Genomic DNA, 19,992 nt, shown 5'->3' on the forward strand with positions numbered 1-19,992 from the left:
TATTATACCTGATAAAATAGGATTGTAAAGGGGGTTTTGGAGATATTTTGTAAGTGGTTGGTTTTTAAATGAAAATGACCAATCCATTTACCAAAACCAAAATAGCCACAATAGCCCCCAGTTGTTTACCCAAGCAATCAGGGTGTGTGCGATATTTTTGTACAGCATAAATATGCCTTACCAGTAAAGGAACAGCCAACATTAACATCCATGCTGTTTGATCTGCTGCCACTAAATGCCACACATAACAAAACATCGCCAGTCCAAAAAGTCCAAAGTAAGCAATGATTTTGTATCTGCCCAGCACAAGTGCAAGGGTTATTTTGCCACTTATTTTATCGCTGGCTACATCTCGCAAGTTATTGATATACAAGACGCACGCAGACATCAATCCCACTCCCATGGCAATCACAACATGGCACATCTCCACCTTGCCCACTTGCAACCAATAACCACCTAATACCGCCATAAACCCAAAGAAAATTAGTACAGAAAGCTCTCCAAGTGCTTGATAGCCGTAGGGTTTTTTGCCCATTGTATAGCCAATCGCTGCCAGAATGGATGCCGCCCCCAAACCAAAAAATAGCAAAATCTCTTTGAGATTTGACAGGCTCAGCCAAATCAAAAGCCCACCTGCAAACATGGTTTGAAACAACCAAACCATCAACCACCACCAAACTTGTTGTGATGACACCACGCCACTTCCCACAAGACGTGTTGGGCTATCAGCATGACGATGCTGGTCCGTGCCACGAATGCCGTCGCCTAAGTCATTAGCAAGATTGGATAAAATTTGTAAGGATAAAGCAGTATAAATAATAAGCCAAGCCATCAACCATTGATGACCATCAAAACCACCCAAAGTACGGTATGCCAAACTTTGCCCAACCCCAAGACTTGTTATGGCAATGGGGTAAGTGCGTGGACGAGTGGCAGATAAAAACTGACAAATGGTAGATTTTGGCATGATGTGGTGATTTTAAAATCATCTGATGGCTATTTGGTATAAGTCTTTTTGGTGGTTAATGTTGTCCAAAATCCGCTTATTGCATAAATGACTCCAATGGCAAGCACCCCCACAGGAATGTCATAAAGTATCACACCCATGATGAGTACGCCCACAATCAATGCCACAAAAGGGACTTTTTTCTTGTCAAATTCTTTAAAACTATAATATTTGACATTACTAACCATCAGCAATCCACAAATCACCGTCCATATCGCACACCCAATAGCAAGAGCATGGGGCGTAAGATTGGCGTGATCCTTGGCAACCATCACACTTGATGTTACCAAAATCGCCGCCAAGGGGCTTGCCAAACCAATAAAGTAGCGTTTGTCCACCACACCAATTTGCACATTAAACCTTGCCAAACGAAATGCCGCACACGCCGTAAACACAAACGCACAAGCAAGACCAAATCGTCCCAAATCAGACAGAGCAAAATGATACATTAAGATGGCAGGAGCAAGCCCAAAAGCGATACAATCGGCAAGACTGTCAAACTGCTCACCAAAAGGGCTTTGGGCGTTAAGCATACGAGCTGCTCGTCCGTCCATACCATCTAAAATCGCTGATAAAAAAATGGCAAGGCAGGCTTTGGTAAAATCACCACTGGCACTAGATGTGATGGAAAAAAACGCCGAGAGCATGGATGCTGTCGTGATAAGATTGGGCACAAGATACACACCGCGACTTACCTTTTTGGTGTTACCTAATTGCTCAGTTTCCACCACTTCAAAAGTGATGCCATCATGGTCATCATCAGATTGGTTTGATTTGTTCATGGTTTATTTGGTTATTTTATAATCATCACTCGCCCACCAACCACTTTACCACCACCATGTCATCAAGACTCATGCGTGGTGCGTCTGCGGGCTTTAATATAGGGGCCAGCGTTGTTAAGATGTCTTTGGCATGCTCATCAAACTGCCAAGGCGGATTGATGACAAACAATCCTGTGCCATTCATACCCACCGCCACATCATTGGGGTATAAATTCAGCTCACAAATCAGCTGTTTTTTGATGCCAGTGCGTTTCATTTTTTTATAAAAAAGCTCAACCGCTTCTTTATTTTTGATGGGATACCACAGCACAAACGTCCCTGTGGCAAACTTCTTATGACTTGCCACAAGCAAATCCACCAAACGGCTAAAATCTTTATGCTCTTGTTCAAAGGGTGGGTCAAGCAGGATAATACCACGTTTTTCTTTGGGGGGCAGCACCGCAGGCACACCTTCAAAAGCGTTGCGATGATGAATGCCAATAGGTAACTGGTACAGCTGATAATTTAGGGCGTCGTACTCATCTGCTTGACTTTCAAAAGCTTCAGCTCGCAAAGGTGCGTCTGTACTATGGTGCAAGGCGTGGTTGGCAATCCACCATGGCGAGCCCGGATAAACATATTTGTCATAAGTTTTACGAGCAGTTGCAAGGTCAAGCAAATATTGAGCGATGGCTTTGGGTGGTGTACCAAGATTGGCGTTTTCTAAGGCACCGATACCTTTATCTGCTTCGCCTGTTTTGCTTGCTTCTGTACTTTGTAGTGAATACAGCCCCCGCCCACCATAGGCATCTAGCACATAAAAAGGTTTGGCTTTGGCACTAAATTGGCTAAGTAATTGTAATAATAAAATGTGTTTGGCAACATCGGCAAAATTGCCAGCATGATAGGCGTGCTTGTAATTCATATAAATTTATTAATCATTAAATGACTTATAATACCATAAGCTCAATGTTTTTGGCTATTTTATTTTGGTTGCCATCTGGCAAGTGCCATGTAAACAAATGACTGCTGATTTGACAAAACAGCCATTGGGTTCACTGATAAAATTCATCACATGATAAAATTTTGGCTTATTTTTACATGATATTTTGATAAAATAAGATAATTTTTTATGCGATTTTGATGATGAATACAGTTTTTACAGCCGATTGGCACGCCCAAATATCCACGCGCCTAGATAATTTTATTGCCACAGGTACGATGGTGCTAGATGATGTGTTTGATGACAATGATTTGACCGCTTTGCAACAAGAAAGTGGCTTTATCACTTACAAGGCTGCACATTTAACTCATGGCGAACGAATGGCAAACATTCGTGGCGATAGCATTCGCTGGATTGATGAGTCTTGCCCTGCTGGCATGGCGTATTTGGCAAGCATCAATGCGTTGGGGCGGTATTTTAACCAGTCGCTTTATACAGGCATTCGCCACGCCGAAGCCCACTATGCCTGCTATCCGTCAGGCTTTGGCTATCAATGGCACACCGACAACCCCAAAGGACGTGATGAACGGGTAATCTCTGCGGTGTTTTATTTAAATGACGACTGGACAGACAGTGATGGCGGACAAATCACAGTCATTGATAAACAAGGTCGCACCATACAGCTGCTGCCCAAACTGGGTCGTTTGGTAATTTTTGATAGCAACCTACTCCACCAAGTAGAAATCACCCACAGACAACGCTTTTCTATCGCCACTTGGCTACGGCGTGATGATGGGGTGTTGTAACTTAATTGGCAGATAACTCAGTTTTTGTTCAAATTTAAGGATGCATATAAATTAAGGACAGGTATGAACATTTATTGTTTGTTGTTTCACGACTATGAAACGCTGGATTTGATGGGAGCGGTAGAGTTTTTGGCTCGTTGCCCTGATGTGCGTTTGCATTATGTCTCACAGTTTGGCGGCTTGGTTGATAGCCATCAAGGATTTGCTGTACAAACCACGCCACTAGATGGTTTATCCACAGACAGCATTTTGGTGGTGCCGGGCGGACAAGGCACACGCACTTTGGTCAATGATGCACTATTTTTGCAACAACTTGCCACATGGGTGGAACAAGCCAGTATATGTCTCAGCATTTGCACAGGCTCGGCACTTTTGGCAAAAGCAGGCTGTTTGGACGACAAAAAAGCCACCACAAATAAAAAAGCATACGCATGGGCAACCAGCCAAAGCAGTCAAGTACATTGGCAAAAACACGCTCGCTGGGTACATGATGGCAAATTTTATACTTCATCAGGGGTGTCAGCAGGCATGGACATGACACTTGGCTTTATCGCTGATTATTATGGCAAACACATCGCCCAAGAGATTGCCAATCACTGCGAATACCGCTGGCAAAGCGACCCAAGTCTTGATGAGTTTGCAGATTTATATTAAATGTTTTCAACTGTGTATGGATGATAAATCCACACAAAATCACAAACAATCACACAACACCAAAAAAGCACAAATATGGCAGACATACATTTATTTGACCGCAGCCAAGGCTGTTTGCTAGGTTTGGCGGTTGGCGATGCCCTTGGTGCAGCCATAGAATTTCGCCCAAAAGACAGTTTTGCCCCCATCAAAGATATGATGGGTGGTGGCATATTTAACCTAAAAAAAGGACAATGGACAGATGACACTTCCATGGCGTTGTGCTTGGCAGACAGTTTAATCGCCCAACAAGGCTTTGACCCCCAAGACCAAATGCAACGATATTATCGTTGGTATCAATTGGGCGAAAACTCAGTAACAGGCAAATGCTTTGGTATGGGCAAAACCGTCCTACAAGCCTTAACGCTTTTCAAATATGTTGGGGCTTATGCAGGTTCAGACAATCCAAAAAGCTCAGGCAATGGCTCACTAATGCGACTTGCCCCTGTGCCAATTTTTTATCATCATGACCTAAGCTGTGCAGTAAAATACAGTATATTAAGCTCAAAAACGACACACGGCTCGCCAGAGTGTCTGTCCGCCTGTGCTTATTTTGGCGAAATATTGTGGCACGCTTTACATGGTGAAACCAACAAAGACACCCTACTAACCCCCACAAGCAACTACGCCTTTTCGCCCAACATACAAACCATCATTGATGGTAGTTTTAAACAAAAAGCTCGTGATGACATTTTTGGTACAGGCTATGTGGTAAACAGTCTTGAAGCGGCTTTGTGGTGTTTTTATCATACAGATAATTTTAAAGACGCTGTGCTACAAGCGGCAAATCTTGGTGATGATGCTGACACTACTGCTGCCATCACAGGGCAGATTGCAGGAGCGTATTATGGCTTGGCTGACATGCCCCAAGATTGGGTACACAATGTTGCTTGGCATGAATATATTTTACAAATCGCAAATAAGCTACTTACCAAAAATCCCCAAGAATAAACGCACCCCATCGCCACCACAATACAAATTGTCAATTCCCCATAAATTGTGGCATAATATAGCCACCATTATGTCCTAATTTTTGGAGTTATCATGAAAGCCAAGTTCACCCTAGCCATCATCGCTACCGCTACCTTAATAACTGCCTGTGGTGGCAATCATGAGAAAGTTTATGCTGTGGACAAAATAGAAGAAGCTCAAAAACAAGCCCTAGAAAAAGCCCCAAAAGCCGAAGAGATTAAATTTGCCGACCACGGTCAAACGCCAATGGGTGGTGTTGGTGGTGCAAACCCACAACAGCCCACAGCTACCCAAGCGGCTGAATCCGCCAAAGCAGCAGCAGTTGCCGAAGCTCTAACCACCGCTCATCATGGTGCTGCCACCAACGAATCTGCTACTGCCAATGAAGCAGTTGCTACCGCAGATGCCACCAAAACCGACACTCCCAAAGCTGACACCGCCAAAACCGACGAAACACCCAGTGAAACCCCCAAAACTGACACCCAAGCACCAAGCCAATAATACAAAAATACCACTCCTATTGGGGCGGTATTTCGTCAATGCCAATGACGGCTTAGTGCCTTCTTTGCTCTATCAGCAGTGAATCAATGCCATTGTTGCTTAGTTTTCTTTCTGCTTCAATGGCTGACATTCGGTTAGAAAACGGCACAGAGATGACCTGATACAACGACACGCCTGATGGGTCTATGCGATGTACCACCCGTGCATCCACGCCCGCCATGATGACTTCTAGGCGTTTTTTATCCGCTTCTTCGGCATTGTCATAACTACGCACTTGTAAAATGTAAGTCTTGCCAGTTTGAGCAGTACTAATTTGTATTTGGTCTATTTGCTTATCCGTCTGGGTGTCTGATGGGTCATCATAGGTGTCATTTTCTTCTACCACGGTGATTTGTGCATCATCAGCCTTAGTGCTGACCACCACATCTGGGGAGCGTACTGTTTCGGTGCTAGATGGATTTTGACTGTTTGTGTTTGAAGTGCTGCTCTCATCAGGATCGTTGCCCAAGCCTGCCTGACTGCTGCGAAAGCTACGCTCGGGCAAAATCTCATAAAATTCATACTCTTCGGGTTTTTTTTGCTCTTGGGGCAAAGGTGTTACAGGCACTTCTTGATTAACGTCCACATCTTTTTTAAAGCTATCAAACAATGGAGATAAATACAAAAATACCGCAATCATCACCGTAATAATCGCCCCCACAAACATCCACAAAAGACTCGCCCAACCCAAACGTGTGCGAGCTTGTTCTTTGCGACTGACAGGTTCTTTATAAGGCTTCATGGAGTTCTCTATTTATTTTAATAAAAACCAAACAAACTTTAACACATCTTTGATTTGAATTGTTGTGATGAATGGATATACTGCTAAATTGATTAAATTATAATCATATTATCTCAATTTTATCATCAAAGCCAATTAATAGGCAGACTGCTTTTATTTTAGCAAGTTTTAATCACTTTGGCAATTTTAGAATTTAAGAGACACCCCACTAAAAAATTTCATTGGTTTTTGTTATAATATGTCTGATATGTGGTTAAGTGGTTAAATTTGGGGGTTATATGTTATTTGCCATTTCCGAAGGAACAATTGTTAAACTGGGTCTTTATGGATTACTGCCCATCTTTATTGGTTTTTTATTTTTTATTATGTGGGACATCTCCAAAAAATCACACGCAGGTAAAGCAGGCACATTTTGGATTTTTGTGGCATTAGGCATGGGATTTTTTGGATTTTTGGCAAAGATTGTGATTGAATTTGTCTTAGAAAAATTTATCTTGTAGCCACCATCACCGCCCTTTTGGGTCTGGGATGACCTTCTATGGTTTTGGTGTCATCATCAGGGTGCAAAAAATCAGCCAACGAATGATAGGTCATGTACTCGGTGGCACGTTGCTCTTGTGTGGTGGTGGTATTGATGTCCACGCAACGCACATTTTTAAAACCCACTTTGATGAGCCATTTGGTGAGTGCGTCCACGCTTGGTAAAAAATACACATTGTTCATCATCGCATAACGCTCTTGTGGCACAAGCACAGTATTTTCATCGCCATCTACCACCAGCGTCTCCAAAACAAGCTCTCCGCCTTTTTTAAGCTGATGTTTTAGCTGTAACAGACATTCAAATGGGGAAGCACGATGATACAACACCCCCATACAAAACACCGTATCAAACAATCCGCCTTGCTCGGCCATGGGCAACTGTTCTAGTCCCACAGGAATAAAATGCACAGGATAATTGCCATATTTATTTGTCATCTGTCCCAAAAAATGGCGTATCATCATAAACTGATGATAAAACAAACAAGACGGATCAATGACCACCACCGTACTTGCTCCTGCCCCCACCATGCGAAATCCATGATAGCCTGAGCCACCGCCCACATCAAGCACACGCTTGCCTGTCAAGTCCGAAATAAAAGGCACTATCCGCTCCCACTTTAAATCAGACCGCCATTCAGTGTCTATATGTATCCGTCTGTCGCCTTGCCCAATCACAAATCCGCCTTTTCGCCACGGCATCAAATTTTTGATGAGTGCTTGGGTTTTTTTAAAATCCGCATGACTAAAATCCACCACGGCAGTGATATCTTTGGCATCTAACTGCACTGACATGGGGGTAATTTTTGGCAACTTATCAATCACAGACGCATAATAAGGGGCGTGGGCGTAGCGATTTTTATCTTTGATGGACGACAGCCAGTCAGGAAGCCGTCTTAGCCAATCGGTCGCCTGCGGGTGATACAAACTCATATCAAATAAGGTATCATACAAAGCTTTTTCAGCAATAAAGATGGTATTTGGCATGGCATTTCCAGTTTAATGGTCATTTAAAAGCAATCATGGACGCAAAATTTAAAAACATAAACCACGTCAGCACCCTATCAAACCCCGCCTGTCTTAGGCGGTCATGGTGCGTCTCTATCGTGTCAGTCATCAGCACATTTTCTAAGGCATCTCTTTTGCCACTGATTTGCAGCTCGCTGTATCCATTGGCACGCTTAAAATCATAATACCGCTCTACTCGCCAAGCATCATCTTGTTCATCGCCCAAATGAGTTTTTTCAGTCAATATCAAAATCCCCCCTTCATCTAGGGCGTCATAACATTTTTTTAACAAATCAAGGCGTGTGTCTGGGGATAAAAATTGCAAGGTCAGATTTAGCACAATCATGTCGCACTTTTTAAATACAATGTGATTGACATCGTCCAACACAAACTCAATGTCATGATTTGGATAATGTTCGCTCATCACTGCCTGAGCTTTATCAATCATCGCCGATGAAATGTCCACCGCCACAATGTGCAAATCATTGGGGGCGAATTTATCCGCCAAAGCAAACGACACCGCCCCAAGCGATGTTCCCAAATCATAAACACGGCTGATTTTTTTGCCATCTTTCAACTGACGATATGCCAAATGACGTTTAGCAAGAATCGGGAGCATGGCAAGCATTTGTCCGTAACCTGGCACACTGCGACGAATCATGTCAGGAAAACACGCCACAACCGTCTCATCAAAACTAAAACGTGCGTGCTTATCTAAGGGGGTGGTAAATAGCATATCGTGGGTCATGGCTGTCTTTGTTGGGTTGATACTTGACAAAAATGCGTTATTTTACCACTTTTTTAAGACTTTGGCTGTTTTTCAAAAATGGCTTATTTTAATCGTGCTCACACTCCATTGCATTGAATGATTTTTACCAGAAAAAATCTTACCCCATTCTTACAAAACATTGGTTTTTGGCAATATCGCTTTTTATTTTTTCAAAAACTTTGTAAGATGACTTATTTTATATTGAGTGAAAATTTATCATGCAAAAATCCACACTTTTGGGGCTATCGCTACTGGCACTTGCTGGCACACCTGCACTCGCTAATGATTTGCCAAATTTATCAAACAGCCATTTTCAATCTTGTCTAACTAATCTAAAAAATTCTGCCACCTTTAAGGGTGTGTCTGCTACTACCTTTGAACGTTATCGCCCCAGTGAGCCCGACCCCAGTGTCATTCGCTCCTTAAATTACCAACCAGAATTTAAAAAAGACCCTTGGGATTATCATGCGTCTTTGGTGGACAGTGAACGCGTGGCAGATGGACTGCGTGCCAAAAATGAGATGGCAGACGTATTAAGACGTATTGAGAGCCGTTATGGTGTCAAAGCAGAACACGTGCTTGGTGTGTGGGGCGTTGAGAGTAATTTTGGTCAAACCTTAGGCAAAAAAGACTTATTTACCAGCCTTGCCACCCTATCATGTTTTGACCGCCGTCAGTCTTATTTTCGTGGCGAGTATGCCAGTGCCTTAAAAATTGTCCAAAATGGCGACATTCGCCCCCAAGACATGACTGGCTCATGGGCAGGGGCATTTGGTCAAACACAGTTTATGCCAAGCACGTTTTTGCGATTGGCGGTGGATTTTGATGGTGATGGTCGTAAAGATTTGGTTAATTCTAAGGCAGATGCCCTAGCAAGTACCGCCAATTTTTTGGTAAAAAGTGGCTATCGTACTGGTGAGCCTTGGGGCTATGAAGTTCGCCTAAACGGTTATTCAGGCACAAGCGGTCGCAAAAACAAAAAATCCATCAGTCATTGGCAAAATATGGGGCTGACATTGCCTGATGGTCGCCCCTTACCACATAATATGGCAAGTGCTGGATTGCTACTGCCTGCTGGTCGTCATGGTCCTGCGTTTTTGGTGGGTAAAAACTTTGATACCTTTTATAGTTATAATGCGTCCGAAAGTTATGCTCTTGCCATTGCCCATCTGTCCACATTGATTGAAACCAATAACACCAACACCAATTTTGCCACCGCTTGGCCTACCGATGATGCAGGAATCAGTCGCCGTGAGGCCAAAGAAATCCAACAAGCCCTAATCAACGCAGGCTACGACATCGGCAATGCAGATGGTATCATTGGTGATAATACCAGACGAGCCATCATGGATTATCAACGCAAATCAGGCGTTACCCCAAATGGACGAGCAGGACAGCAATTTTATCGTCTGATTATGAGTCATCAACAAGGAAATCAGCCTGTCGCCACCCCCACCAGTAACCCCAACATCAAAATCATTCGGAGGGCAGTTCAATAAAGCTCTCATCACCATCAGTTTATTGATTGTTCTTTTGTTGGGATTGATGATGGTTTGTCTGTGGCAAATCAAACACTAAAAAAAACCACACCCTAAAAGCCAGTTTAAACCAAGCTTTCAGGGTGTGGCTATACAGCTAAAAATTACTCAGGTTTTATGGGTTCAGCAACTTTGGTGGCACCAAATGCCCCCGCAAAGTTAGCACTTTTGTAAACACCGCTCATCTCACTGGCATCTACCCCATAAAATGCCCCATTGGTCTGTACACCATTAGCAAAACCAGAAAAGGCACTGCCTTTGATGTCAGCTTCCAAGGCAACTTTACCACCTGTGATGTACTTGCTGCCACCAATCTCACCTTTAACAGTTTTTGCCCCAAAATCCACATCAAATTTAGAAACCGCTTGTCTTTCACGGCATTCTTCACAGTCATGCAAAGCAAATCCAGTATAGCTCATCTTACCTTCGGTTGGCATTTTATTAGGTGCAGTTTGCAGACCTTGATAAAAAACATAGTCTTTTTCTATGCCTTTATCTTTATAACCAACAATACCAAATTTACTATGCCCAGTTGAACCTACTTGACCCCCAAGACCTGCTTGGTGAAGTGGTGTCAAACCTTCTTCGTGTACATTTGTTAAATCCAACGTTTTGCCATCAACGACCAGCTTATTTAGCACATCAAGATTATCCGGTGCAATACCTGTCATGTTATGAAACTCAATAGTAGAGCTTTTTTCTGTATGGGCTAATTGCCAATGCTGACCTGTTGCCACTTGTTTGTCTTGTGGAACAGCAGTTGGGTTATTTTTAGAATCGGCATTTTTAGGCTGTATCATGGTTGATGCACCCGCCTTTACAGAATCATCAGAACTGCTACACGCCGTCAATGCCAATGTGGCAGATACCGCCACCATACCAATCATGAATTTTTTCATGACATTACTCCTTTAATGTTAAGAAATTAAAAACCCATACTTTTTATGGGTGATTAATAATTTATAATTTTTTAGTACATAAAGCAATGATTAATCATTAAAATGTACAAACTTTCATCAAATAAGTACAAATGTAAACTTTTTATTATCATTATAATACATTCATTCACAGCGTGTCGCCATAAAAAAAGCCCACCGAAGTGGACTTTTAGATTAAAGTTGGTTGGCTATTCTATGTCGCTTTGACCCAACTCATCAGCAAACGCTTTGGCAAAATCATCAGTATTTTGCTGATTCACAGACAATAGCTCATCAGTCATTGCCTGAATTTGGCTATTTGCCTGACGCTGACGGTTCTGGTGATATGCCAAGCCTGTACCTGCGGGAATTAGACGACCAACCACCACATTCTCTTTAAGACCTGTCAAATCGTCCACCTTGCCCATCACTGCTGCTGCGGTCAAGACACGCGTGGTCTCTTGGAAAGATGCCGCCGAGATAAAGCTCTCAGTAGCAAGACTGGCTTTGGTAATGCCCAATAGCTGACGTTCATACTGCACAGGGAACTTATTATCAGCGATAAGTTTGGCATTAACTTCACGAATTTTATTAAATTCAGCTTGGTCGCCTTTAAAGTAGTTAGAATCACCGCCATCAGTAATTTCTACTTTGCGTAGCATTTGACGTAAAATCACTTCAATGTGCTTATCGTTGATTTTTACGCCCTGCAAACGATAGACCTCTTGGACTTCATTGACCACATAATTTGCCAAAGCCGTCTCACCTCTAAGACGCAAGATGTCATGCGGATTTTGTGGTCCATCAGAAACCACTTCACCACGCTCCACTGTTTCACCTTCAAAGACGTTGATTTGACGCCATTTTGGAATAAGCTCTTCGTGGACGTTACCATCTTCATCTGTAATGATAAAGCGATTTTTGCCTTTGGTTTCTTTACCAAAACTTACCACACCACTCATCTCCGCCATGATGGCATGGTCTTTTGGTTTACGTGCTTCAAACAAGTCAGCCACACGTGGCAAACCACCGGTGATATCTTTTGTGCCTGATGTGGCTTGTGGCACACGACCAAGCACCGAACCTGCGGTAACCGTATCACCTTCTGACACACGAATTACCGTTTCAGCAGGCAAGAAATACACCACTTCTTTACCCTCATCAGTATCCAACACAATGGCAGGACGTGCATCTTTGGCAATACCAGGTCGGTCTTTGGGGGCTAATATTTCAAATGAGCTCATGCCTGTGGTTTCATCCACTTTGACAGTGGCAGTCATACCATCTGTGATGTCGCTAAATCTTGCCACACCTGAAACTTCTGTAATGATTGGGTGGGTGTGTGGGTCCCATTTGGCAACCACGTCACCTGTATTAACTTCTGCACCATCACGCACCGAAACATTAGAGCCATAAGGTACTTTATAGCGTTCACGTTCACGACCTTGGGTATCAATCACACCAATCTCTGCTGAACGAGACACCACCACCAAATGACCACTGGCGTGTTCTACGGTTTTCATGTTACGAAAACGTATTGTACCCGCATTGCCCACAGACACACTATTATCAACGGTAGCAGAGCTTGCTGCCCCACCAACGTGGAAAGTACGCATGGTTAGCTGAGTACCTGGCTCACCAATAGACTGGGCTGCCATGACACCAACAGACTCACCAATATTAACCAAATGCCCACGAGCCAAATCACGACCATAACACTTGGCACACACGCCATGATGAGATTCACAAGTGATGACCGAACGTACATACACTTCATCAATGGCATTTTTATCCAACAGCTCCACCAAACGCTCATCAATCAATGTATTGGCAGAAATAATCACCTCACCATCATGATTAACCACGTCTTTGGCAGTAACACGACCCAAAACACGGTCGCCCAAACGCTCCACAATCTCGCCACCATTAATCACGGGGGTCATCAGTTGTCCTGCACTTGTGCCACAGTCATCATGGGTAATCACCAAGTCTTGTGCCACGTCCACCAAACGACGAGTCAGATAACCTGAGTTGGCAGTTTTTAAGGCAGTATCAGCCAAACCTTTACGAGCACCGTGGGTTGAGATAAAGTACTGCAACACCGACAGACCTTCACGGAAGTTTGCTTTAATCGGGGTTTCAATGATAGAGCCATCAGGTTTTGCCATCAAACCACGCATACCCGCAAGCTGACGAATCTGTGTGGCACTACCACGAGCTCCTGAGTCTGCCATCATATAGATGGAGTTAAACGACTTTTCACGTTCAAGCTCACCTTTGGCATTCACCACTTCATCAGTGGACAAGTTATCCATCATCGCATTGGCGATTTTATCAGAAGTACGAGACCAAATGTCCACCACTTTGTTGTAACGTTCGCCCGCAGTTACAAAACCACCTTCAAACTGCTGCTCAATCTCACGCACTTCGGCATCAGCACTGTCCATGATGTCTTTTTTGGTAGGTGGAATGACCATGTCCTCCATGCCAATAGAGATGCCTGACAAGGTTGCTTGGGCAAATCCTAAATACATCAAATGATCAGCAAACAGCACCGACTCTTTGACGCCCAGTTTGCGATAACAAGAGTTTAGTAGCTTAGAGATGTTCTTTTTGGTCATCTCTTTGTTGCATTCTTCAAATGCCATGCCATCTGGCATGATGTTCCAAATCAACAAACGACCTGCTACCGTATCATAAATGCTGGTTTTGGTGATTTTTTCACCTGTGGCATCATCAAATGTTACTTCTTTAACACGCACTTTGATTTTGGCATTGACTGATAAATCATCAGAACCAATGGCACGCAATGCTTCATTGACCGTGCTAAATATCATGCCTTCACCTTTGGCATTGATGTGGCTACGGCTGATGTAGTACAGACCCAAAACCACGTCTTGAGACGGCACAATAATCGGCTCACCGTTTGCAGGTGATAAGATGTTGTTGGTGGACATCATTAAAGCACGAGCTTCAAGTTGAGCCTCTAAGGTCAAAGGCACGTGCACCGCCATTTGGTCGCCGTCAAAGTCAGCGTTAAATGCCGCACATACCAATGGGTGAAGCTGAATGGCTTTACCTTCAATCATCACAGGTTCAAAAGCTTGCAAACCCAAACGGTGAAGTGTTGGTGCACGGTTGAGCAGTACAGGATGTTCACGAATCACGCTGGCAAGCATGTCCCAAACCACAGGGTCTTCACGCTCTACCATCTTTTTGGCAGCCTTGATGGTTTGGGCGATGTTGTTTTGCAAAAGTTTGGCATAGGTAAACGGCTTAAACAGCTCTAATGCCATTTTTTTGGGCAAACCACATTGGTGCAAACGTAGCGTAGGACCTACCACAATCACTGAACGCCCTGAGTAATCCACACGTTTACCCAATAGGTTTTGACGGAAACGACCTTGTTTACCTTTAATCATGTCTGCCAAAGATTTTAAAGGGCGCTTATTTGAACCTGTGATGGCACGACCGCGGCGACCATTGTCAAGCAGTGCATCAACCGCTTCTTGCAACATACGTTTTTCATTACGTACAATGATGTCAGGGGCGTTTAATTCCAACAAACGCTTTAAACGGTTATTGCGGTTAATAACACGGCGATACAGGTCATTTAAATCCGATGTGGCAAAACGACCGCCTTCTAGTGGCACGAGCGGACGCAAATCTGGTGGCAACACAGGCAACACCGTCATCACCATCCATTCAGGTTTATTACCAGAATCTCTAAAAGATTCCAATAATTTTAAACGTTTAGACATCTTTTTAAGCTTGGTTTCTGAGCTGGTTTGCGGAATCTCAGCACGCAGCTCATCAATCTCGCCATCTACATCAATGTCTTTGAGCAAATCTTGAACCGCTTCTGCGCCCATTTTGGCAATAAATTCATCACCGTACTGCTCTAAGGCGTTAAAATATTGCTCATCATCTAGCAGTTGATACTTTTCAAGAGCAGTCATACCAGGGTCAGTAACGATATAGCTTTCAAAATATAGCACACGCTCAATATCACGCAAAGTAATATCAAGCAGCAAGCCAATACGGCTTGGCAAAGATTTCAAAAACCAAATATGAGCCACAGGACTGGCAAGCTCAATATGCCCCATGCGTTCACGTCGAACCTTGGCAGCAGTAACCTCTACGCCACATTTTTCACAAATAATGCCTTGGAATTTACGGCGTTTGTATTTACCACACAAACACTCAAAGTCCTTAACAGGACCAAAGATTTTGGCACAAAATAAACCATCACGTTCAGGTTTAAAGGTACGATAGTTAATGGTTTCAGGTTTTTTAACTTCACCATGCGACCATGATTTAATCACATCAGGGCTGGCAAGCGAAATCTGAATGCTGTCAAATTCTTTCATGCCGTTATCGGCAGGATTTTTCATGATGTCTAATAAATCTTTCAACTGTTTTCTCCGCAGTTTTTTAATTGAATTTATGTCCTGCCCACCTATTGGCAGGCAGGTTACAGCACTTACTTTTTGTCTTTTAGGTCAATGTTAATACCCAATGAGCGAATCTCTTTGGTCAATACGTTAAAGGACTCAGGCATACCCGGATTCATGTATTGCTCGCCATCCACAATGTTTTTATACATACGGGTACGACCTTCCACATCGTCTGATTTGACCGTCAGCATTTCTTGCAAGGTGTAAGTAGCACCATAGGCTTCTAATGCCCAAACTTCCATCTCACCAAAACGCTGACCACCAAACTGAGCTTTACCACCAAGTGGCTGCTGAGTAACAAGGCTGTACGAACCCGTTGAACGGGCGTGCATTTTGTCATCAACCAAGTGGTTGAGTTTGAGCATGTACATATAGCCCACCGTTACGGGACGGTCAAACTTTTTGCCCGTACGTCCATCATACAAAGTCTGCTGACCTGATTTGTCCAACCCTGCCAATTCAAGCAATTCTTTGATTTGGGTTTCTTTTGCCCCATCAAATACCGCCGTTCCCATTGGCACACCAGCACGCAAGTTTTGAGCCATGTTTAAAATGTCTTCATCAGATAAGCTGTCCAAATCTACCTGCTCACCGCCGACTTTATTGTAAATTTTATCTAAAAATTCACGCAGCTCAGCAACTGCCACCTGCGAACGCAACATGTGATTAATCTTATCGCCCAAACCGCGAGCCGCCATGCCAAGATGCGTCTCCAACACCTGACCGATATTCATACGCGATGGTACGCCAAGTGGGTTTAGCACGATGTCCACAGGATTGCCATTTTCGTCATAAGGCATGTCTTCTACGGGCATGATGCGAGAAACCACCCCTTTATTACCATGACGACCTGCCATTTTATCCCCAGGCTGAATGCGACGTTTGACCGCCAAATACACCTTGACAACTTTTTGCACACCATGTGGTAAGTCATCGCCTGCGGTCAGCTTGCGTTTTTTGTTGGCAAATTTCTCATCAATGTCTTTTTGTTTATCGGTCAAAAATTCAGCAATTTGCGTTAAACGCTCTGAAATTTCTTCTTCGGCAGGCTGAATGTCAAACAATCTGTCCAAAGGCAAGCCATCAAGGTCGGCTGTATCTAGCACCGTACCTGCCTTAAAGCCTGCACCGCCACTGACCTTTTGACCTGCCAGCAACGCAATCACACGACTGCGAGCCGCCGCTTCAAAAATCACCAACTCTTCTTTTAAGTCTTTGCGATAATCATCGAGCATAGCTTTTTCAATCGCTTTGGCACGACTGTCTTTTTCTAAACCATCACGCGTGAATACTTGCACATCAATTACCGTACCTTTGGTAGATGATGGCACACGCAAAGACGTGTCTTTCACATCGGCAGCTTTTTCACCAAAAATGGCACGAAGCAGCTTTTCTTCTGGGGTAAGTTGACTTTCACCTTTGGGGGTAACCTTGCCCACCAAAATATCACCTGCGTCCACTTCTGCCCCAATATAGACAATGCCTGCTTCGTCAAGATTAGCAAGAGCGGCCTCACCCACGTTTGGAATGTCGCCTGTAATCTCTTCTGAGCCAAGTTTGGTATCACGAGCCACACAAGTCAGCTCTTGAATATGAATGGTGGTAAAGCGGTCTTCTTGTACCACACGCTCAGATAGTAAAATGGAGTCTTCAAAGTTATATCCATTCCATGGCATGAATGCCACACGCATGTTTTGACCCAAAGCAAGCTCACCTAAGTCGGTTGAAGGCCCATCCGCCAAAATATCGCCACGAGCAATCACATCACCTGTATTGACAATCACACGTTGGTTGATACAAGTGTTTTGATTAGAACGGGTATATTTAATCAGATTATAAATATCAATACCTGCTTCACCTGCCACCATCTCATCTTCATTGACACGCACAATAATACGGCTGGCATCCACCTCATCAATCACACCACCACGCTTGGCGACCACGCACACACCACTATCTCGTGCGACATGACGCTCCATACCTGTACCCACCAAGGGCTTATCGCTACGCAAAGTTGGTACAGCTTGACGTTGCATGTTTGACCCCATCAATGCACGGTTAGCATCATCATGCTCCAAAAACGGAATCAAACTGGCTGCCACCGACACCACTTGGCGTGGTGATACGTCCATATGTGTTACTTTATCAGGACTCATGCGTACCGAATCACCTTGATAACGTACCATCACCATTGGGTCAGTCAGCTCACCTTTATCATTCATGGGTGAGTCTGCCTGTGCAATCACCGCACCCACCTCTTCAATGGCAGACATATATTCAATGTCGTCAGTTACTTTACCGTCCACAACACGGCGATAAGGCGTTTCTAAAAAGCCAAAATTATTGGTCTTAGCAAATACCGCCAAAGAGTTAATCAAACCAATGTTTGGACCTTCGGGCGTTTCAATCGGACAGACACGACCATAATGGGTGGCGTGTACATCTCGCACCTCAAAACCTGCACGCTCACGAGTCAAACCACCCGGGCCGAGTGCTGAGACGCGGCGTTTATGAGTAATCTCTGATAATGGGTTGTTTTGGTCCATAAACTGAGACAGCTGGCTTGCACCAAAAAACTCTTTAATAGATGCCACAATAGGTTTAGAGTTAATCAAGTCTTGTGGTTGCAGATTATCAGAATCCGCCAAACTTAAACGCTCTTTGACAGCGCGCTCCACACGAGCCAAGCCAATACGAAACTGATTTTCGGTCATCTCGCCTACTGAGCGAATGCGGCGGTTACCCAAATGGTCAATATCATCTACCTCGCCACGACCATTACGAATCTCAATCAGCTCTTTGACCACATCAATGATGTCTTGTTTGGACAGCACGCCTTGTTCACGCTGAACATCAATGTCATCACTTTCAATAAATTCACGCCCCAAACGGCGGTTAAATTTCATGCGACCGACATTTGATAAATCATAACGCTCATGACTAAAAAACATCTGCTCAAAGAGTTTTTCTGCGGTTTCCAGTGTTGGCGGCTCACCCGGACGCATGACTTTATAAATCTCAATCAATGCCTCTTCACGGCTATTCACCACATCTGCACGCAAAGTATCTGCAATGTAAGTACCTTGGTCAATGTCATTAGTAAACAAAATCTTAAAGGATTTGATGTTTTTTTCGCTTAATTTCACCAAAAGCTCATGGTCAATCAAGCTGTTTGCACGAGCAATCAACTCATCATGTACAATGATGTCTTCTGCCAAAACACGCTCGTACAAATATTCATCAGGTACAGCAAGTTTGGTCATGCCTGTCGCTTTAATCTCTTTGATACGGCGAGCATTGATACGCTGACCTTGCTCCACAATGGTTTTGCCCTCTGGTGAAACAATATCAAACTGAGCCATCTCCCCCTGCAAACGCTCTGCAATCAGCTCAATTTCAAAAGATTCATCACCTTTATAAACTTCTATGGTCTCAAAAAATGTATTTAAAATGTCAGTGGTCGTCATGCCAATGGCACGCAAGATGATGGTTGCCAACAGCTTACGGCGGCGGTCAATACGAGCATAAACCAAATCTTTTACATCAAATTCAAAATCCAACCATGAGCCACGATAAGGAATGATGCGAGCATTATAAAGCACTTTACCGCTAGAATGTGAACGCCCCTTGTCATGGTCAAAAAACACGCCAGGTGAGCGGTGCAATTGTGAAACAATCACACGTTCTGTGCCATTAATAATAAACGTACCATTGTTGGTCATGAGTGGAATCTCACCCATATACACTTCATTTTCACGCACGTCTTTAATGGTGGCTTTATTGTCTTTATCCTTAATGACTAAGCGAATCTTAACACGCAATGGAGCAGCAAAAGTAGAGCCACGCATGATGCACTCACGCTCATCAAATTCAGGTTTGCCCAAATAATACTCTACAAACTGTAACTCAGCATTGCCTGAGTGGCTTGTGATGGGAAAAATAGATGAAAATGCCGCTTGTAAACCAACGTTAGCACGAGCCTTTGGTTTTTTATGTTCTTGCAAAAATTGCTCATAAGAATCCACCTGAATGGCGAGCAAATAGGGTACGTCCATAACGTCTGGCAGTCTAGAAAAACTTTTGCGAATGCGTTTCTTTTCGGTATAAGAATATGCCATTGGGATTCCTTACAATAACAATATGATGACACTCTACCGTAGCAGAGACCAGATGAGTAAAGCGATTGAATCGCTTTTTAAAAATCTACCAAAAACAAAAAATCGCCAAACACTCTTTTGAGTATTTAGCCCATCATTTATGATTTAGCGATGAAGTTATTTTGCATAAAGACACATGAATTCAT

At 43.6% G+C, this 19,992-nt stretch carries 13 protein-coding genes and 2 pseudogenes; 6 read left to right on the forward strand and 9 right to left on the reverse strand.

Annotated elements, in window-relative coordinates; all coding sequences use genetic code 11:
- Positions 1–64: 64 nt before the first annotated feature.
- The 3 genes from menA to CEW93_RS07980 are packed head-to-tail and all read right to left on the reverse strand — an operon-like array spanning position 65 to position 2,692.
- Positions 65–967, reverse strand: coding sequence for a 1,4-dihydroxy-2-naphthoate octaprenyltransferase (gene menA / locus CEW93_RS07970; RefSeq protein ID WP_089540266.1), 903 nt, complete (start codon positions 965–967; stop codon positions 65–67).
- A gap of 29 nt (positions 968–996) precedes the next feature.
- Positions 997–1,788: a CDP-diacylglycerol--serine O-phosphatidyltransferase gene (gene pssA, locus CEW93_RS07975; protein ID WP_089540267.1), complete on the reverse strand. Its 792-nt coding sequence runs from the start codon at positions 1,786–1,788 to the stop codon at positions 997–999.
- 25 nt (positions 1,789–1,813) lie between these two features.
- Positions 1,814–2,692, reverse strand: coding sequence for a 23S rRNA (adenine(2030)-N(6))-methyltransferase RlmJ (locus CEW93_RS07980; protein ID WP_089540269.1), 879 nt, complete (start codon positions 2,690–2,692; stop codon positions 1,814–1,816).
- Positions 2,693–2,910: 218 nt separating this feature from the next.
- Here CEW93_RS07980 and CEW93_RS07985 point away from each other — a divergent pair, with 218 nt between their 5' ends.
- From CEW93_RS07985 to CEW93_RS08000, 4 genes are all read left to right on the forward strand, one after another.
- A complete protein-coding gene (locus CEW93_RS07985) occupies positions 2,911–3,516 on the forward strand; it encodes a 2OG-Fe(II) oxygenase (RefSeq protein ID WP_089540271.1) in 606 nt (201 codons plus the stop codon).
- Positions 3,517–3,579: 63 nt separating this feature from the next.
- Positions 3,580–4,170, forward strand: coding sequence for a DJ-1/PfpI family protein (locus CEW93_RS07990; RefSeq protein ID WP_089540273.1), 591 nt, complete (start codon positions 3,580–3,582; stop codon positions 4,168–4,170).
- Positions 4,171–4,245: 75 nt separating this feature from the next.
- On the forward strand, positions 4,246–5,160 hold the full coding sequence (locus tag CEW93_RS07995; RefSeq protein WP_222432733.1) for an ADP-ribosylglycohydrolase family protein: 915 nt from the start codon (positions 4,246–4,248) through the stop codon (positions 5,158–5,160).
- Between the two features lie 93 nt (positions 5,161–5,253).
- Positions 5,254–5,682 (forward strand): hypothetical protein, encoded by a 429-nt coding sequence (locus CEW93_RS08000; RefSeq protein WP_089540274.1) that lies wholly within the window; start codon positions 5,254–5,256, stop codon positions 5,680–5,682.
- Positions 5,683–5,734: 52 nt separating this feature from the next.
- Here CEW93_RS08000 and CEW93_RS08005 read toward each other — a convergent pair whose 3' ends face one another.
- Positions 5,735–6,463 (reverse strand): SPOR domain-containing protein, encoded by a 729-nt coding sequence (locus tag CEW93_RS08005; RefSeq protein WP_089540276.1) that lies wholly within the window; start codon positions 6,461–6,463, stop codon positions 5,735–5,737.
- 278 nt (positions 6,464–6,741) lie between these two features.
- On the opposite strand from CEW93_RS08005, the gene CEW93_RS08010 reads away from it, so the two are divergent.
- Positions 6,742–6,963, forward strand: coding sequence for a DUF2788 domain-containing protein (locus tag CEW93_RS08010; protein WP_089540278.1), 222 nt, complete (start codon positions 6,742–6,744; stop codon positions 6,961–6,963).
- Here the strand turns inward: CEW93_RS08010 and cmoB are convergent.
- Together cmoB and cmoA are read right to left on the reverse strand one after the other, a co-directional pair.
- On the reverse strand, positions 6,953–7,987 hold the full coding sequence (gene cmoB / locus CEW93_RS08015; protein ID WP_089540281.1) for a tRNA 5-methoxyuridine(34)/uridine 5-oxyacetic acid(34) synthase CmoB: 1,035 nt from the start codon (positions 7,985–7,987) through the stop codon (positions 6,953–6,955). The genes CEW93_RS08010 and cmoB overlap by 11 nt on opposite strands.
- Positions 7,988–8,006: 19 nt before the next feature.
- Positions 8,007–8,756, reverse strand: coding sequence for a carboxy-S-adenosyl-L-methionine synthase CmoA (gene cmoA / locus CEW93_RS08020; RefSeq protein ID WP_089540283.1), 750 nt, complete (start codon positions 8,754–8,756; stop codon positions 8,007–8,009).
- A gap of 239 nt (positions 8,757–8,995) precedes the next feature.
- Between cmoA and CEW93_RS08025 the strand changes: the two are divergent.
- A pseudogene (locus tag CEW93_RS08025) lies at positions 8,996–10,246 on the forward strand (lytic murein transglycosylase); the annotation flags it as partial.
- A gap of 173 nt (positions 10,247–10,419) precedes the next feature.
- Here the strand turns inward: CEW93_RS08025 and CEW93_RS08030 are convergent.
- The 3 genes and pseudogenes from CEW93_RS08030 to rpoB all read right to left on the reverse strand — a co-directional run bounded on the left by CEW93_RS08030 (position 10,420) and on the right by rpoB (position 19,807).
- Positions 10,420–11,214 carry a transferrin-binding protein-like solute binding protein gene (locus CEW93_RS08030; RefSeq protein ID WP_089540287.1) on the reverse strand — a complete coding sequence of 265 codons (795 nt, stop codon included), beginning with the start codon at positions 11,212–11,214 and terminating at the stop codon, positions 10,420–10,422.
- A 349-nt stretch (positions 11,215–11,563) separates the two neighbouring features.
- A pseudogene (gene rpoC, locus CEW93_RS08035) lies at positions 11,564–15,647 on the reverse strand (DNA-directed RNA polymerase subunit beta'); the annotation flags it as partial.
- A gap of 68 nt (positions 15,648–15,715) precedes the next feature.
- Positions 15,716–19,807: a DNA-directed RNA polymerase subunit beta gene (rpoB, locus tag CEW93_RS08040; RefSeq protein WP_146416656.1), complete on the reverse strand. Its 4,092-nt coding sequence runs from the start codon at positions 19,805–19,807 to the stop codon at positions 15,716–15,718.
- Between the last annotated feature and the right edge of the window lie 185 nt (positions 19,808–19,992).

Source organism: Moraxella sp. VT-16-12 (genome assembly GCF_002224245.2).
In the GTDB taxonomy this organism is placed as follows: domain Bacteria; phylum Pseudomonadota; class Gammaproteobacteria; order Pseudomonadales; family Moraxellaceae; genus Moraxella.

What these genes read in the sequence shown, in the direction of transcription:
- CEW93_RS07985 (WP_089540271.1), top strand. Translation starts at nt 2,911, where the DNA reads ATGATGAATACAGTTTTTACAGCCGATTGGCACGCCCAAATATCCACG.
- CEW93_RS08030 (WP_089540287.1), bottom strand. Translation starts at nt 11,214, where the DNA reads ATGAAAAAATTCATGATTGGTATGGTGGCGGTATCTGCCACATTGGCA.
- CEW93_RS07980 (WP_089540269.1), bottom strand. Translation starts at nt 2,692, where the DNA reads ATGAATTACAAGCACGCCTATCATGCTGGCAATTTTGCCGATGTTGCC.
- menA (WP_089540266.1), bottom strand. Translation starts at nt 967, where the DNA reads ATGCCAAAATCTACCATTTGTCAGTTTTTATCTGCCACTCGTCCACGC.
- CEW93_RS08005 (WP_089540276.1), bottom strand. Translation starts at nt 6,463, where the DNA reads ATGAAGCCTTATAAAGAACCTGTCAGTCGCAAAGAACAAGCTCGCACA.
- cmoB (WP_089540281.1), bottom strand. Translation starts at nt 7,987, where the DNA reads ATGCCAAATACCATCTTTATTGCTGAAAAAGCTTTGTATGATACCTTA.
- pssA (WP_089540267.1), bottom strand. Translation starts at nt 1,788, where the DNA reads ATGAACAAATCAAACCAATCTGATGATGACCATGATGGCATCACTTTT.
- CEW93_RS08000 (WP_089540274.1), top strand. Translation starts at nt 5,254, where the DNA reads ATGAAAGCCAAGTTCACCCTAGCCATCATCGCTACCGCTACCTTAATA.
- rpoB (WP_146416656.1), bottom strand. Translation starts at nt 19,807, where the DNA reads ATGGCATATTCTTATACCGAAAAGAAACGCATTCGCAAAAGTTTTTCT.
- CEW93_RS08010 (WP_089540278.1), top strand. Translation starts at nt 6,742, where the DNA reads ATGTTATTTGCCATTTCCGAAGGAACAATTGTTAAACTGGGTCTTTAT.
- cmoA (WP_089540283.1), bottom strand. Translation starts at nt 8,756, where the DNA reads ATGACCCACGATATGCTATTTACCACCCCCTTAGATAAGCACGCACGT.
- CEW93_RS07990 (WP_089540273.1), top strand. Translation starts at nt 3,580, where the DNA reads ATGAACATTTATTGTTTGTTGTTTCACGACTATGAAACGCTGGATTTG.
- CEW93_RS07995 (WP_222432733.1), top strand. Translation starts at nt 4,246, where the DNA reads ATGGCAGACATACATTTATTTGACCGCAGCCAAGGCTGTTTGCTAGGT.